General features: G+C 66.4%; 17 protein-coding genes. 2 read left to right on the top strand and 15 right to left on the bottom strand.

The features are described from left to right. Positions 1-53: 53 nt before the first annotated feature. From rpsG to D0Z60_RS01555, 10 genes are all read right to left on the bottom strand, one after another. Positions 54-524: a 30S ribosomal protein S7 gene (gene rpsG / locus D0Z60_RS01600; RefSeq protein ID WP_118856435.1), complete on the bottom strand. Its 471-nt coding sequence runs from the start codon at positions 522-524 to the stop codon at positions 54-56. 75 nt (positions 525-599) lie between these two features. Continuing rightward, complete coding sequence (gene rpsL, locus D0Z60_RS01595; RefSeq protein WP_028969180.1) at positions 600-971, bottom strand: 30S ribosomal protein S12; 372 nt, start codon at positions 969-971, stop codon at positions 600-602. 225 nt (positions 972-1196) lie between these two features. Next, entirely contained in the window at positions 1197-1760 is a 564-nt protein-coding gene (locus D0Z60_RS01590; protein WP_118856433.1) for a hypothetical protein, read from the bottom strand. A 34-nt stretch (positions 1761-1794) separates the two neighbouring features. Further along, a complete protein-coding gene (locus D0Z60_RS01585; protein WP_118856431.1) occupies positions 1795-2841 on the bottom strand; it encodes a metal-dependent hydrolase family protein in 1047 nt (348 codons plus the stop codon). Positions 2842-2910: 69 nt separating this feature from the next. Continuing rightward, positions 2911-3498, bottom strand: coding sequence for a DUF4142 domain-containing protein (locus D0Z60_RS01580; RefSeq protein ID WP_118856429.1), 588 nt, complete (start codon positions 3496-3498; stop codon positions 2911-2913). 92 nt (positions 3499-3590) lie between these two features. Then, positions 3591-4229 carry a hypothetical protein gene (locus D0Z60_RS01575; RefSeq protein WP_118856424.1) on the bottom strand — a complete coding sequence of 213 codons (639 nt, stop codon included), beginning with the start codon at positions 4227-4229 and terminating at the stop codon, positions 3591-3593. 10 nt (positions 4230-4239) lie between these two features. Further along, on the bottom strand, positions 4240-5652 hold the full coding sequence (lpdA, locus tag D0Z60_RS01570; protein WP_118856422.1) for a dihydrolipoyl dehydrogenase: 1413 nt from the start codon (positions 5650-5652) through the stop codon (positions 4240-4242). Continuing rightward, on the bottom strand, positions 5645-6031 hold the full coding sequence (locus D0Z60_RS01565) for an acyl-CoA thioesterase (protein WP_240325501.1): 387 nt from the start codon (positions 6029-6031) through the stop codon (positions 5645-5647). The genes lpdA and D0Z60_RS01565 overlap by 8 nt, the downstream gene beginning before the upstream one ends. A gap of 7 nt (positions 6032-6038) precedes the next feature. Then, positions 6039-6251 (bottom strand): hypothetical protein, encoded by a 213-nt coding sequence (locus D0Z60_RS01560; RefSeq protein ID WP_118856420.1) that lies wholly within the window; start codon positions 6249-6251, stop codon positions 6039-6041. A gap of 1 nt (position 6252) precedes the next feature. Further along, a complete protein-coding gene (locus tag D0Z60_RS01555; protein ID WP_118856418.1) occupies positions 6253-7653 on the bottom strand; it encodes a pyruvate dehydrogenase complex dihydrolipoamide acetyltransferase in 1401 nt (466 codons plus the stop codon). A gap of 101 nt (positions 7654-7754) precedes the next feature. Between D0Z60_RS01555 and D0Z60_RS01550 the strand changes: the two genes are divergently transcribed. Then, on the top strand, positions 7755-8231 hold the full coding sequence (locus D0Z60_RS01550) for a universal stress protein (protein WP_118856417.1): 477 nt from the start codon (positions 7755-7757) through the stop codon (positions 8229-8231). Here D0Z60_RS01550 and D0Z60_RS01545 read toward each other — a convergent pair. The 3 genes from D0Z60_RS01545 to D0Z60_RS01535 are packed head-to-tail and all read right to left on the bottom strand — an operon-like array spanning position 8228 to position 9766. Beyond that, entirely contained in the window at positions 8228-8668 is a 441-nt protein-coding gene (locus tag D0Z60_RS01545; protein WP_118858380.1) for a GAF domain-containing protein, read from the bottom strand. The genes D0Z60_RS01550 and D0Z60_RS01545 overlap by 4 nt on opposite strands. Positions 8669-8706: 38 nt before the next feature. Continuing rightward, positions 8707-9111, bottom strand: a complete 405-nt coding sequence (gene arfB, locus D0Z60_RS01540; protein WP_118856415.1) for an alternative ribosome rescue aminoacyl-tRNA hydrolase ArfB — start codon at positions 9109-9111, stop codon at positions 8707-8709. Further along, positions 9101-9766, bottom strand: coding sequence for an RluA family pseudouridine synthase (locus D0Z60_RS01535; protein WP_118856413.1), 666 nt, complete (start codon positions 9764-9766; stop codon positions 9101-9103). Before D0Z60_RS01535 ends, arfB begins: the two co-directional genes overlap by 11 nt. Positions 9767-9987: 221 nt before the next feature. Here D0Z60_RS01535 and ctrA point away from each other — a divergent pair, with 221 nt between their 5' ends. After that, positions 9988-10689 carry a response regulator transcription factor CtrA gene (gene ctrA, locus D0Z60_RS01530; RefSeq protein ID WP_118856411.1) on the top strand — a complete coding sequence of 234 codons (702 nt, stop codon included), beginning with the start codon at positions 9988-9990 and terminating at the stop codon, positions 10687-10689. Positions 10690-10744: 55 nt separating this feature from the next. On the opposite strand, the gene D0Z60_RS01525 is transcribed toward ctrA, so the two are convergent. Further along, the gene (locus D0Z60_RS01525; protein WP_118856409.1) at positions 10745-11554 is read right to left on the bottom strand and encodes an arginyltransferase; all 810 of its coding nucleotides are present in this window, start codon (positions 11552-11554) and stop codon (positions 10745-10747) included. 114 nt (positions 11555-11668) lie between these two features. Continuing rightward, positions 11669-12889, bottom strand: a complete 1221-nt coding sequence (locus D0Z60_RS01520; protein WP_118856408.1) for a threonine ammonia-lyase — start codon at positions 12887-12889, stop codon at positions 11669-11671. Between the last annotated feature and the right edge of the window lie 9 nt (positions 12890-12898).

Here is a 12898-nt window from a genome sequence, read left to right as displayed (position 1 = left end):
GGCCCAGTCAATCTTGAAAAAGCCGGGCTCCTGCGGGTGCAGGAGCGCAGCGGCTACCAGCGATAGTGCGAGAAGGCGCGGTTGGCCTCGGCCATGCGGTGCGTGTCCTCGCGCTTCTTCACCGCATTGCCGCGGTTCTGCGATGCGTCCATCAGCTCGCCCGACAGGCGGCCCGACATGGTCTTCTCGCTGCGCGCGCGGGCGGCGGTGATCAGCCAGCGGATGGCCAGCGCCTGGGCGCGCACGTCGCGCACCTCGACCGGCACCTGGTAGGTCGCACCGCCGACCCGGCGGCTGCGGACCTCGATGCCCGGCTTCACATTGGCGAGCGCCTCGTGGAACACCGCCAGCGGGTCCTTCTTGAGGCGCGATTCGACATTGTCGAGCGCGGTGTAGACGATGCTCTCGGCGACCGACTTCTTGCCGTCGAGCATGACCGAATTCATGAACTTGGAGAGGATGAGATCGCCGAACTTGGGGTCCGGCAGGATCACGCGCTTCTCTGGGCGGCGGCGACGGGACATGGAATTTCCTTTCTCTTCAGCCTGGTCCGGCACCGCCTGCGATGAACAGGAGGCCGGGGCTTACTCGCTGCGGGATTATTTGGGGCGCTTGGCGCCGTACTTCGAACGCGACTGGCGGCGGTCCTTGACACCCTGGGTGTCGAGCACGCCGCGAAGCACGTGGTAGCGCACGCCCGGAAGGTCGCGCACACGCCCGCCGCGGATCAGCACGACGCTGTGCTCCTGCAGGTTGTGGCCCTCGCCGGGGATGTAGCTGATCACTTCGCGCTGGTTGGTCAGGCGGACCTTGGCCACCTTGCGCAGCGCCGAGTTCGGCTTCTTCGGGGTCGTGGTATAGACACGCGTGCAGACTCCGCGCTTTTGCGGGTTCTGCTCCATCGCAGGGACCTTCGACTTGGCCTTCTGCGGTTCGCGACCCTTGCGGATCAGCTGGTTAATCGTCGGCATGAAGCCTTCACCTTTCGTTGCGAGGCACATCCCCGCGGTTACTTTGCCCAACGCAAAAGCGCGAATTGCCGGACGACCCGTGGGGTCACCGGCCTTCGCGTTGCTCGAGCAATGTTCAGCTCTTGTCGTCGAGGATGCGAGGAATCGCGGGAGCCCGTCGGACGAGGGGGCCCATAATCGAGGCGCGCCCCCCGGTCAACGGCGCTGCGCCGGCCGCAAGTGATTTCAAAGTTCGGCGAACAGCAACCCGATGTAAATTGCCAGCCCGGCCGCAGCGAGAAGCGCGATGGCCAGTTGCACGCGGCGGTCGGCAATGACCATGCCGACAACGGCGAGCCCTGCCGCAATCAGCTGCCCGACCAGATTGCGCGGCTCGGGCAGGCTTCCGTCGAGCATCACATCCTTCAGCAAGCTGGCAGCGATCGTACCGAGCAGGAACCCAAAGAAGGCGCGGCGATGCGCTTCGTGGTGCGCGTCGAGGTCGATCGCCTCGGCGGTGGTCGACGGGTCGGGCAGGACGATCGCCGACTGCATGTAAAGCAGGATCATCTGCAGCAGGATGACGGCGAAGGTGGCGAAGCTCCATTCCAAATGGTCGCGAAGCCCGAAGCTGGCCCACCACGCCTGGACCGCCGAGACCAGGATAACCGCGCTCCAGATCAGCGCGGTCGGCGCCAGTTTGACCCGCCCCCGGGCGAGGATCAGCGCGCGATAGCCCTGCAGTACCTGGGTGATCGCCAGGCCCAGAATGATCGACAGCAGGACCGACAGATAGGAAAAAGCGTCCATTCTCAGCGCTCGACGATCACCTCACCTCGGGACATCACAAAATCGACCCGGCGTCGGTCCCAAACGCGATCTTGACCCCGGCCGGATAGGCCTTGCGCAGCGCTTGGCCGGTAATGCCGATGCGCCAGTCGATCTTGGCCCGGACCTCGGGCGGATACGCGTTGGGATTGGCGGCAATCCGCTCCAGATAGCCGTTCACGGTCGACAAAGTCGGCACATAATAAGCGCCGGTCCGCCTGAACAATTTGATGCCCTCCTCGTCTAGCATGGTGCCATGCTCGATGGACGACACGCCGGCGCGAAGCGCGGAGACGATGCCGTCGGCGCCGTGGGCGTGGGCAGCAACCTTCTTGCCGTAGAGCCGCGCAGTCTCGACGATTGCGCGCGTCTCGTCGTCGAACATCTGCTTGCCAAGGCCGGCCGCGATGCGGCTGTTGACGCCGCCGGTAGTGGCGATCTTGATGACGTCGGCACCGCGGCCGATCTGTCGGCGAGTCATCTTGCGGCACTCGTCGATGCCGTCGCAGATGTTTTCAGGCGGCGGGCGATTTTCGAATAATTCCTCGTTGATCCCAAGCCGACCGTCACCGTGGCCCGAGGTGGTGGCGATGCCCGAAGCGGCGTCGACGATGCGCGGCGCCTGCACCCATTTGCGCGAACTGGCCTCCTTGAGCGCCGCGATGGCCGGGGTGCCGCCAAGGTTGCGAACGGTGGTGAAGCCGGCCTCGAGCGTTTTTCGACCATTCACCACCGCTTCGAGCGTGCGCAGCTGGACGCTCTCGGTGACCAAGGAAATGGCGCCCTCCTGGCCGGCACGGTCGCTGTTGAGGTGGACGTGAGAATCGATCAGGCCGGGCAGCACCATCTTGTCACGCAGATCGACCAGCGCCGCCCCGGCCGGCGGATCGACGTGGCCGGCCTGAACCGACACGATCCGCCCGGCATCGACCACGATTGTCGATGCGCCGCGCACCGGCTTGCCGGGAACGTCCATCAGCCGCCCGGCGTGGATGTAGGTCGGCGCGGCAAGTGCGGCAGCGTGCAGGCTCCCGGCGGCCACCAGAAACAAGCTTCTCAACATCGCCGTCGCTCCCTGAGAAATGTGGACGACGCGTTGTTGGCGGGCCTCAGGCGAAAGGCAAGAGTGCCGCTAGAGCTTCATCTTGTTGAGTTCGTCGAGATGCTTCTGGACCACCGGCGCAGCCTTGCCGGCGAAGGCCTTGAGCGGCTCTACGTCGCCGTTTGCCGAATAGCTCTTAAGAGCCTCGAGCGCCTTGCCGTGCGCTTCCTTCTGCTGCTCGACGAACAGGCGGTCGAACTCGGCGCCCTTGGCGCTGCCCAGCGCATCGAGCTTGGCGCGCTGGTCGGCGGTCAGTTCGGGCATCACCGCCACCGCCGGGCGGGCCTGGGACGCCGCGGCTTTCAGTTCCGTGCTCGACTTCTGGTGGTCGGCGACCAGCATCGCCGCAAAGGATTTCACCGCCGGCGAGACGCCGTTCTTCTCGGCCAGCCGGCCGCTTTCGATCTCGAACATGTCGCCCGCTGCCATCGTCGCGGCAAATTCGGTCGCGGCCAGCGCCGTGCCCGAGCCGCTGGCGTTGGCGGCGTCGTCGGCGACCGCATTCTCGCTGTTGAGGGCCGTCGCGCTGTCGTTGGCAGTGTCGGTGGTCTCGTCGCCGCGGCCGCAGGCGGCAAGGGCTAGGGCGGCGACGGCGGGCAAGAGGATCAGGCGGTTCATGGCTTTACGCTCCCTGGCTTGAACCCTCATCCAACCCCGCGCCGCCGACCTCGTTCCAGCGTCACTGACAAAGGTTATGCGGCTGCGTGCGGTCAGGGTATCGCGTTGCCGTCATGCGCCGCCGCAGGCACCAGCATGGGAATCCGGCCGTCCGCCGCCAGGCCGGCAAGCGTCCGCTGCAACTGCCGCGCAAAACGCGCTAGGCGGGGTAATCCGCCCGCAATCTGGCGCGGCCAGACGGCAATCGTGTAATAGTCGTCCGGGCTCTCCCCGAAGATGTCGCGTTGCACGACGTAACCGCCACCCGATCCGATCGTAGCGGCCGACGACTGGCCCTCCGCCCCAGCGGGCTGGGCGATGTGGATTGCTAGCCAGAACGGTGGCGTCCAGCCGGTCGAGCCGTTGGTGCGCCAGGGCGGGATCGGATTTCGGCGATGCAATGCAACGCCGATCACCCGTTGCCAGTCGATGATTTCCGCCTTGCCGCCGTCCTCATGCAGCAATCCCTCCTCAGTAATGGCCAGCAGCGGTTTGTGGTTCGCCCATTCCTCGACGTGATGCCCCCAGCGCGACACGAATTCGCAAAGGAAGCACAGATTGATCCGCAGGCTGATCGCCGCCGCAGCGGGCCACAGCTTGGTCGCCGCGAGCCCGGCGGCGAACGCCGGCACGTAGAAGATGCGCACGAAGCCCCAGTCGCCGCGGATTTGAAGCTGGTCGACCGGCCGCACGCCGCCGCCCTCAGATATGGATGGCGCGCCCCTCCGCGCCGAGGACGCTTTCGTGCATCATCTCGCTCAGCGTCGGGTGGGGGAAGACGGTGCGGATGAAGTCGTCCTCGACCAGCTCGGCCTGTTTGCCGATGGTGTAGCCCTGGATCAGCTCGGTCACTTCGGCGCCGATCATGTGCGCGCCCAGCAATTCGCCGGTCGCCGCGTCAAACACCGTCTTGATGAAGCCCTCCGCCTCGCCCAGCGCGATCGCCTTGCCGTTGCCTATGAACGGGAACATGCCGGTCTTGACCTTGCGCCCCGCTTCCTTGGCCTTGGCCTCGGTCAGCCCGACGCTGGCGACTTGCGGGTGACAATAGGTGCAGCCCGGGATGTTGCTCTTGTCGAGGCCGTGCGGGTGGACGTCCTTGTTGCCGAGCGCCTGGGCGATCGCCTCGGCCGCGGTGACGCCTTCGTGGCTCGCCTTGTGCGCCAGCCACGGGCCGGGCGCGCAATCGCCGATCGCCCAGATGCCGGGCACGTTGGTCCGGCCGAGCGGGTCGATCTCGATGAACCCGCGGTCCATTTTGACGCCAAGCGTGTCGAGACCGACGTTTTCCGTGTTCGGAACGATGCCGATCGCGACGATGACGTGCGAAAAGCGTTGCTCGGCGACTTTGCCGTCCTTGGTCTTGATGCGCGCCGCGACGCCCTTGCCGTCCGCTTTGAGCGCCTCGACCCCGGCGCCGGTGAGGATCGTCATACCCTGCTTGGTCAGGCTCTTTTCAAGGAACGCCGAGACGTCGGCGTCCTCGACGGGGACGATCCGGTCGAGCATTTCGACGACCGTCACCTTACTGCCCATGTCGTTGTAGAAGCTCGCGAATTCGATCCCGATCGCGCCGGAGCCGATGACCAGCAGCTCACTCGGCAGCTCGTTCGGGGTCATTGCGTGCCGGTACGTCCATACCCGCTTGCCGTCGGCCGGGGCGAACGGCAGGTCCCGCGCCCGGGCCCCCGTCGCGACGATGATGTGCTTGGCGGCAAGGTCGATCTTGGAATCTTTTGCAGTGACCACCAATTTGCCCGGCGCGGTCAGTTTGCCCTCGCCCATCACCACCGCGATTTTGTTCTTCTTCATCAGGTGCGTGACGCCCTGGTTGAGCTGTTTCGCGACCCCGCGGCTGCGCGCCACGACCGCGGCGAGGTCGGCGCTGACCCCGGTCGCCGCCAGGCCATAGGCCTTCGCATTCTGCATCTGGTGGAACACCTCTGCCGAGCGCAGCAGCGCCTTGGTCGGGATGCACCCCCAGTTGAGACAGATGCCGCCGAGGTTCTCCCGCTCGACGATCGCCGTCTTGAGGCCCAGCTGCGCCGCGCGGATCGCCGCGACATAGCCGCCGGGCCCCGAGCCGAGGACGATGAGGTCGTAACTGTCAGCCATTTTGTTCCTCTAGCGCCGGAACCGCGCGCGGCCGGTCGTTGTCGTCGAGCGCGACGAAGGTGAAGGTGCCGCTCGCCACCGCAAAGGTTCGCGCCCCGTCGCGCTCGCGGCATTCTGCCTCGGTGCGGATGGTGAGGCTGGTCCGCCCCTGCCGAGCTATTTCGGCATAGACCGAAATCTCGTCGCCGACCGCCGGAGCGCCGGGAAAGGCGAGATCGGTCGCGGCGACCACCACGCACTTGCCGCGCGCGGTGCGCGAAGCGAGGCTTCCGGCGGCGAGCGCCATCTGACTCATCAGCCAGCCGCCGAACACTCCGCCATAAGGGTTGGTATCGGCCGGCATGGCGGTGACCCGGATAAGGGGAATGCGTTCGCTCACGCTCCGGTCAATTGCGGTGCCAGTTAAAGAACAGGCGGAGCGCGATCGCCGAGCCGAGGAAGATCGGGATCGAGAACAGCAGGCCGGGCGACTGCGGGAACGGACGCACAGTGCCGTACTTGACCCACGTCTCGAGCCAGATGCCGCCCTGCCCGCCGAACAATAGCGGCACGACAAAGCCGAGGATCGCGCCCATCAGCAGCGCCGTCAGCCAGCGCATTTTAGGCGACCAATCCCATCGGCCGCTCGCACAGCGCTCGGAACGCCTGCATCAGGCGCGCCCCGTCGGCGCCGTCGATGGCGCGATGGTCGAAGCTCCCGGTCGCCGACATAACAGTCGCGATCTGGAGCGAATCGGCGATCACGAACGGCCGCTTTTCGCCGGCTCCGATGGCCATGATCATGCCCTGCGGCGGATTGATCACCGCTTCGAACTGCTTGATCCCAAACATTCCCATGTTGCTGAGGGACGCGGTGCCGCCCTGATATTCGTGTGGCTGGAGCTTTCCCTCCTTGGCGCGACCGGCGAGCTCGCCCATTTCGGTCGAGATCTTGCTCAGCGTCTTGTCGTTCGCTCCCGCGATGATCGGCGTGATCAGTCCTCCGGGGATGCTCACCGCGACAGAGATGTCGGCCCGGCTATACTTGATCAAAGTGTCGCCCGCGAAGCTGACGTTGCATTCCGGGACCTCGATCAGCGCCAGCGCCAGCGCCTTGATCAGCATGTCGTTGACGCTGAGTTTGACGCCGCGGCTGGCGAGCCCATCGTTGAGCTCGGCGCGGAGCTTCAAGAGCCGGTCGAGCTGCACGTCGACGGTCAGATAGATGTGCGGGACCTGCTGCTTCGACTCGGTCAGCCGCCGCGCGATGGTCTTGCGCATGTTGCTGAGCTTCACCGCCTCATGCGGGATCTCGCCGGGGTCGACCTGGGAGGCCTGCGGCTGGAGTGCCGGGGCAGGAGCAGCGGCGGGCTGCACCTGGCTTGGCCGACCGCCGCCCTTGTCGCCAAGGTCAGCACGGACGATACGCCCGCCTGGTCCGCTGCCGGTGATCGTCGAGAGATCAATGCCCTGCGCCTCGGCAAGCCGCCGCGCGAGCGGCGATGCCTTGATCCGCGCGCTGTCATTCGCCCGTGCGGCGGGTTCGCCCTTGGGGATGGGCGGCGGTCGGTAACCGGTGTCGCCGTCCCCGCCGCCGGACTGCGCCGGGGACGCAGGGGCAGTGGGCGTCTCGCCACCGCCGGGTGCGGGCGGAGCGGCGGTGGGTGCATAGGAACCGCCGGCCGCTGGCTGCCCCGGCGATGGCTGCTCCTTGTCCGTGTCGGCCGGAGCGGGGGCCTGGGCGGGAGCGGTGGCGGCGCCCGCCACACCGCCCTCTTCGCCTTCCTCGCCGATCATTGCGATCGGGGTTCCGACCTTCACTCCGTCGCTGCCCTCGGCGACGAGGATTTTGAGCACCTTGCCCTCGTCGACCGCTTCGAACTCCATCGTCGCCTTGTCGGTCTCGATCTCGGCCAGGATGTCGCCGCTGGCGACCGTGTCGCCCTCCTTGATCAGCCATTTGGCGAGCGTGCCTTCCTCCATCGTCGGCGACAGAGCGGGCATCTTCAGTTCGATCGGCATGGCGCGCCTTTTAGCAGCGGGAATTGGCCCGGCACAAACGCCAAAGCGGATAGCCGGTCAAGCCTTGCCAGAGGCGCTTTTTGGGCGCAGCACCGCACCCCATGGGCGGGGCTCCAGGCGACAAGCGCACCTATCTGGTGGTGATCGACGACAGCGACGAGGCGCGCGTCGCGCTGCAGTTCGCCGCGCGGCGGGCGGCCAAGACCAAGGGCGCGGTCGAGGTGCTCGCGGTGGTCGAACCGCAGGACTTCGTCCAGTGGGGAGGGGTGCAGGCGGCGATCGAAGAAGAGCAGCGGCTGCGGATCGAGGCCAGCGTCGCCTCGTCGGTCGGCGAGATCATGGACGCCGCGGGCATCCAGCCGACAATCGTCGTCCGCCAGGGCGAGCCGGTGCCTGTGGTGCGCAGCCTGATCGGCACCCGCCAGGACATCGCCGCGCTGGTGCTCGGCGCGGCGCCGTCGGGCAGCCCGGGGCCGATGGTCGCGCATTTCACCGGCAACGACGCCGGGAAGCTGCCCTGCCCGGTGATGATCATCCCCGGCGCGCTGAGCGCCGCCGATCTCGAGCGCCTGAGCTAGATCGCAGCCGCGAGGATCGCCGCGAGGCGGCGACAGCCCGCTTCGTCCGCTTCCGTGAAGCGGGCTTTCCGCGGACTGTCGAGATCGAGCACTGCGAGCAGCTTCCCGTCGCGCAGGATTGGCACCACCAGCTCGCTTTCACTGGCGCTGTCGCAGGCGATGTGGCCGTCGAACGCATGCACGTCGTCGATTCGCTGCAGCTCCAGCGTCGCGGCGGCGACTCCGCACACACCGCGCCCGAACGGGATCCGGATGCACGCCGGACGCCCCTGGAACGGTCCGAGCACGAGCTCCTCGCCCAAGTTACGATAAAAACCGGTCCAGTTGAGATCCGGCAGCGTCTCCCAGATCAGGCCGGCAGCATTGGCCATGTTGGCGATTCCGTCCGGCTCGCCAGCCACCAGCGCCTCGAGCGCCGCCGCCAGCTCGTCGTACATCGCGGGCACATTGCTGCTGTCGATCTTGAAGTCGTAGCTCAATCCAGCCTCACCTTGCCGCGCCCGGCCTTGACCGCGCTCCGGCTCTTCTTGCTGTCGACCCGCCGCGCCTTGGCCGCGCGCGATGGCCGCGTCGGACGCCTTTTGGTCTGCACGACATGGGCCTCGGCGATCAGTTCGGCAAGGCGGCGCCGAGCATCCTCGCGATTGGCGTCCTGGGTGCGGAAGCGCCGCGCGGTGATGATGAGCTCTCCGCCCGCGGTCATCCGGCTCCCGGCCAGCTCCTTGAGCCGGGCGAAAGCGTGCGGCGCGAGGCCGAGCTTGTAGATGTCGGCGCGCAATTGGCAGGCAGTCGCGACCTTGTTGACGTTCTGTCCACCGGGTCCCGTCGCCGCCAGGAACTTCTCGCTCAGTGCGTCCTCGGGGATGTCGTCAGGCGTCATCGAGGAAGTCGTGCCACAGGCCGAACCGGTCGGGCAGCGGCGCGGTGACCGCGATCGCCGCCTTGCCCGCGCGCGGCACCGCCAGTTTCCACGAATGGAGCAGCATCCCCTCGCCCGCCCTCGGCTGTGCATTGTAGACCGGGTCGCCGATGATCGCCGCTCCAAGCCCGCGCGCCGCATGGACCCGGAGCTGGTGCGTACGGCCGGTCAGCGGATGGAATTCGACCAGCGAGTGGCCGCCGCGCTCGGCGATCAGCCGCCAGCCGGTGCGCGCCGGCTTGCCGCTTTGGTCGGGCACCATGCGCCAGCCGTCGGCCGCGCTGGACACCTTGGACAGCGGCAATTCGATCACCCCCTCGGCTCCGTCGGGCACGCCGTCGAGCGCGGCGAGATAGGTCTTGGCCACTTCGCCCGCTTCGAACGCCGCCTGAAAGCGCTTCACCGCCTTGGGATTGCGGGCCAGCAGCAAGCAGCCCGACGTGTCACGGTCCAAGCGATGCATGATCACCGGCTCGCGCTTGAAGCCGAGCGTCAATTCGCCGAGCCGTGCGGTGACGCTGTCGCCCCCCGCGCGCGGCGGATCGACCGCCAGCCCGGCCGGCTTGTCGATGACGATCGCCTCGGCGTCGACGAACAGGATGCGTTCTTCCAACACCCAACAGTCATTGCGAGGAGCGAAGCGACGAAGCAATCCAGAACTCGGCCACGATGCCGTCGTGCCACACCATCATTGTGACTCCCGCGCAACGATTCCCAATGATTCCACCGTTTTAGGACTTATTAACCTTTTCGCTTCAGACATGGCATGGTTAATGACCGCTTCAGGGCCGTTAAGCGGGGCTTACCGCGCGGCCTTCGAACCAGGGGATACGGACCATGCGCGTACTGCTGATCGAGGATGAGGCGACCATCGCCAAGAGCATCGAGCTGATGCTCGGCACCGAGGGCTTCAACGTCTATACGACCGACCTGGGCGAGGAAGGCCTCGATCTCGGCAAGCTCTACGATTACGACATCATCCTGCTCGATCTTAACCTGCCCGACATGCACGGCTATGACGTGCTGAAGAAGCTGCGCACCGCCAAGGTCGGCACTCCGGTGCTCATCCTGTCAGGCTTGAACGAAATGGATTCGAAGGTCCGTGCGCTTGGTTTCGGCGCCGACGATTATGTCACCAAGCCGTTCCACCGCGATGAACTGGTGGCGCGAATTCACGCCATCGTCCGCCGCTCCAAGGGCCATTCGCAATCGGTCATCCGCACCGGCAAGCTGGCGGTCAATCTTGACGCCAAGACGGTCGAGGTCGACGGCAATCGCGTGCATCTGACCGGCAAGGAATATGCGATGCTCGAGCTCTTGTCGCTGCGCAAGGGCACCACGCTGACCAAGGAAATGTTCCTCAACCACCTCTACGGCGGGATGGACGAGCCGGAACTCAAGATCATCGACGTTTTCATCTGCAAGCTGCGCAAGAAATTGTCGCTGGCGTGCGGCGGCGACAATTATATCGAGACGGTGTGGGGCCGCGGCTACGTGCTGCGCGACGCCGAAACCGACTCGGCCAGCGTCGCCGCCTAATTCAGAATTCCAGAGCGGGGCCAAGGCGGCGGAGCGGGAACGCTCCGCCGTTTCGCTATGCGTCGATCAGGATCCGGCTCGGGCGGCGCGCCGGGAGCTGGTCGGCGATGACAGGCTCGGTCACCAGCTCGGGCTGGTCGATCCGGCGCCAGCCGTCGCGGCCGAGCTTCTCCATCGGCTTGAAGCTCGCCTTGTAGGCCATGCGGTCCGAGCCCTCGACCCAATAGCCGAGATAGACATAGGGCAGTCCGGCGCGGGCGGCGCGGATGATGTGGTCGAGGATGATGTAGGTGCCCAACCCGCGGCGAGCGCCGGGATCGGCGTCGTAGAAGCTGTAGATCATTGAAAGGCCGTCGGACTGCTGGTCGCTAAGGCAGGCGCCGACCAACTTTCCGGGCCGGCCGTCGACCGAAGGCTCGCGATATTCGACGACATAGGTCCGGACCGGCGTCTGCTCGACCATGTCGGCAAAGTCGTGCTCGTCCATTTCGGCCATTCCGCCGCCGGGGTGGCGCGCCGCGAGATAGCGGCGAAGCAGCGCATATTGCTCCTCGGTGGTCCACGGCCGGCAGGCGCCGATCTCGAGGTCGCCGTGGCGGCGGATCAGCTTGCGCTGAGTTGCGCTGGGCACGAAATCCTGGGCGCGCACGCGAACCGAAACGCACGCAGAGCAGTCGACACAGCTCGGTCGGTAGGCGACGGACTGCGAGCGGCGGAAGCCGATCCGGCCGAGCGCTTCGTTGAGTTCGGCGGCATTGTGCCCCGATAACTCCGTGAACACCTTCCGCTCGACCTTGCCCGGCAGATAGGGACAGGGCGCCGGGTTGGTGACGAAGAATTTGGGAAAGCGAAACGGTGCGCTCACCAGCCGGGACTCCGAAAGGTTACCGAAACCTTTATGCGTGCCCTTAACGCGCTTGAAAAGCTTTTGGTCGCGTCGGCGAACGCGCTCCGGCCAACCTGTCCCGAAACGGCGCAGCTATTCCAGGCTGTTGCGCTCGACCTTGAAGCCAGCCTTCTCGAGCCGCGCGATCAGCCGGGCGACCGCCTCGGCATCGCGCGCCTCACATTCGACCTCGATCATCGTGTCCTTGGCGGGAAGCGCGGTGAACACCCGGTGGTGATTGGTCTCGATGATGTTGACGCCGCATTCGTGGAAGATGGCGGTGATGCTGGCGAGCGCGCCCGGCCGGTCCTCGGCGGCGATCTTGAGCCGCGCGATGCGCCCGCAGCGCACCAGCTCGCGGACCAGCACATTGGCCAGCAGATGGGTGTCGATATTGCCGCCGCACAGCACGGTACCGACTTTGCGCCCGCGATACTTCTCCGGCTCGGCGAGCAGCGCCGCGAGCCCGGCCGCGCCGGCGCCCTCGACCACGGTCTTCTCGATTGCGACGAGCAAGGCGACGGCATGCTCGATCGCGGCTTCGGGCACCAGGTCGATACGATCGACGAGATCGGCGATGATCGCCCGGGTCAGCTGGCCCGGATGCTTGACGGCAATGCCCTCGGCCAGCGTGTCGCCGCCGATCACCAGTTCCTTGCCCTCAAGGATGTTCTTCATCGCCGGGAACATCTCGGCCTCGACCCCGACGATCTCGATGTCGGGCTTGATGGTCTTGGCGGCGATCGCGATGCCGCTGATCAGCCCGCCGCCACCGATCGGGACGACCAGTGTGTCGAGCTCGGGCGCGGCGGCCAGCATCTCGAGCGCCAGAGTGCCGGTGCCGGCGACGATCGCCGGGTCGTCGAACGGGTGGACGAACGTCAGCCCGCGTTCCTTCTCAAGCACGCGCGCATGGGTGTAGGCGTCGTCGAACACGCGGCCGTGGAGGATCACGCTGGCGCCGTGGCCCTCGGTCTGGACGACCTTGATGGTCGGGGTCGGCTCCGGCATCACGATCGTGACCGGAATGCCGAGCCGCGCACCGTGATAGGCGACTGCCTGGGCATGGTTGCCGGCCGAGGCTGCAATCACGCCGCGGCGCTGCTCCTCGTTGCTCAGTTGCAACAATTTGTTGAGCGCGCCGCGCTCCTTGTAGGCGGCAGTGAACTGGAGGTTCTCGAACTTCAGCCATACCTCGGCAACGATGATCGCGCTCAGCGTGCGGCTCATCAGCATCGGCGTCTGGATCACCGCGCCCCGCACGCGGTTTGCGGCGGCCTCGATGTCGGCGAAGGTCGGGCGGGCGTCGGTCATTGGGCGCAG

The organism is Sphingomonas mesophila, assembly GCF_003499275.1.
GTDB classification, from domain to species: domain Bacteria; phylum Pseudomonadota; class Alphaproteobacteria; order Sphingomonadales; family Sphingomonadaceae; genus Sphingomicrobium; species Sphingomicrobium mesophilum.
The sequence above is the reverse complement of the archived record's forward strand: the minus strand, read 5'-3'. Positions and strand labels throughout refer to the sequence as shown.

Coding starts and splice junctions, on each gene's coding strand:
- ctrA (WP_118856411.1), top strand. CDS start 9,988: ATGCGCGTACTGCTGATCGAGGATGAGGCGACCATCGCCAAGAGCATC.
- D0Z60_RS01580 (WP_118856429.1), bottom strand. CDS start 3,498: ATGAACCGCCTGATCCTCTTGCCCGCCGTCGCCGCCCTAGCCCTTGCC.
- D0Z60_RS01555 (WP_118856418.1), bottom strand. CDS start 7,653: ATGCCGATCGAACTGAAGATGCCCGCTCTGTCGCCGACGATGGAGGAA.
- D0Z60_RS01585 (WP_118856431.1), bottom strand. CDS start 2,841: ATGTTGAGAAGCTTGTTTCTGGTGGCCGCCGGGAGCCTGCACGCTGCC.
- D0Z60_RS01545 (WP_118858380.1), bottom strand. CDS start 8,668: ATGTACGACGAGCTGGCGGCGGCGCTCGAGGCGCTGGTGGCTGGCGAG.
- arfB (WP_118856415.1), bottom strand. CDS start 9,111: ATGACGCCTGACGACATCCCCGAGGACGCACTGAGCGAGAAGTTCCTG.
- D0Z60_RS01590 (WP_118856433.1), bottom strand. CDS start 1,760: ATGGACGCTTTTTCCTATCTGTCGGTCCTGCTGTCGATCATTCTGGGC.
- D0Z60_RS01560 (WP_118856420.1), bottom strand. CDS start 6,251: ATGCGCTGGCTGACGGCGCTGCTGATGGGCGCGATCCTCGGCTTTGTC.
- rpsL (WP_028969180.1), bottom strand. CDS start 971: ATGCCGACGATTAACCAGCTGATCCGCAAGGGTCGCGAACCGCAGAAG.
- D0Z60_RS01520 (WP_118856408.1), bottom strand. CDS start 12,889: ATGACCGACGCCCGCCCGACCTTCGCCGACATCGAGGCCGCCGCAAAC.
- lpdA (WP_118856422.1), bottom strand. CDS start 5,652: ATGGCTGACAGTTACGACCTCATCGTCCTCGGCTCGGGGCCCGGCGGC.
- rpsG (WP_118856435.1), bottom strand. CDS start 524: ATGTCCCGTCGCCGCCGCCCAGAGAAGCGCGTGATCCTGCCGGACCCC.
- D0Z60_RS01550 (WP_118856417.1), top strand. CDS start 7,755: ATGGGCGGGGCTCCAGGCGACAAGCGCACCTATCTGGTGGTGATCGAC.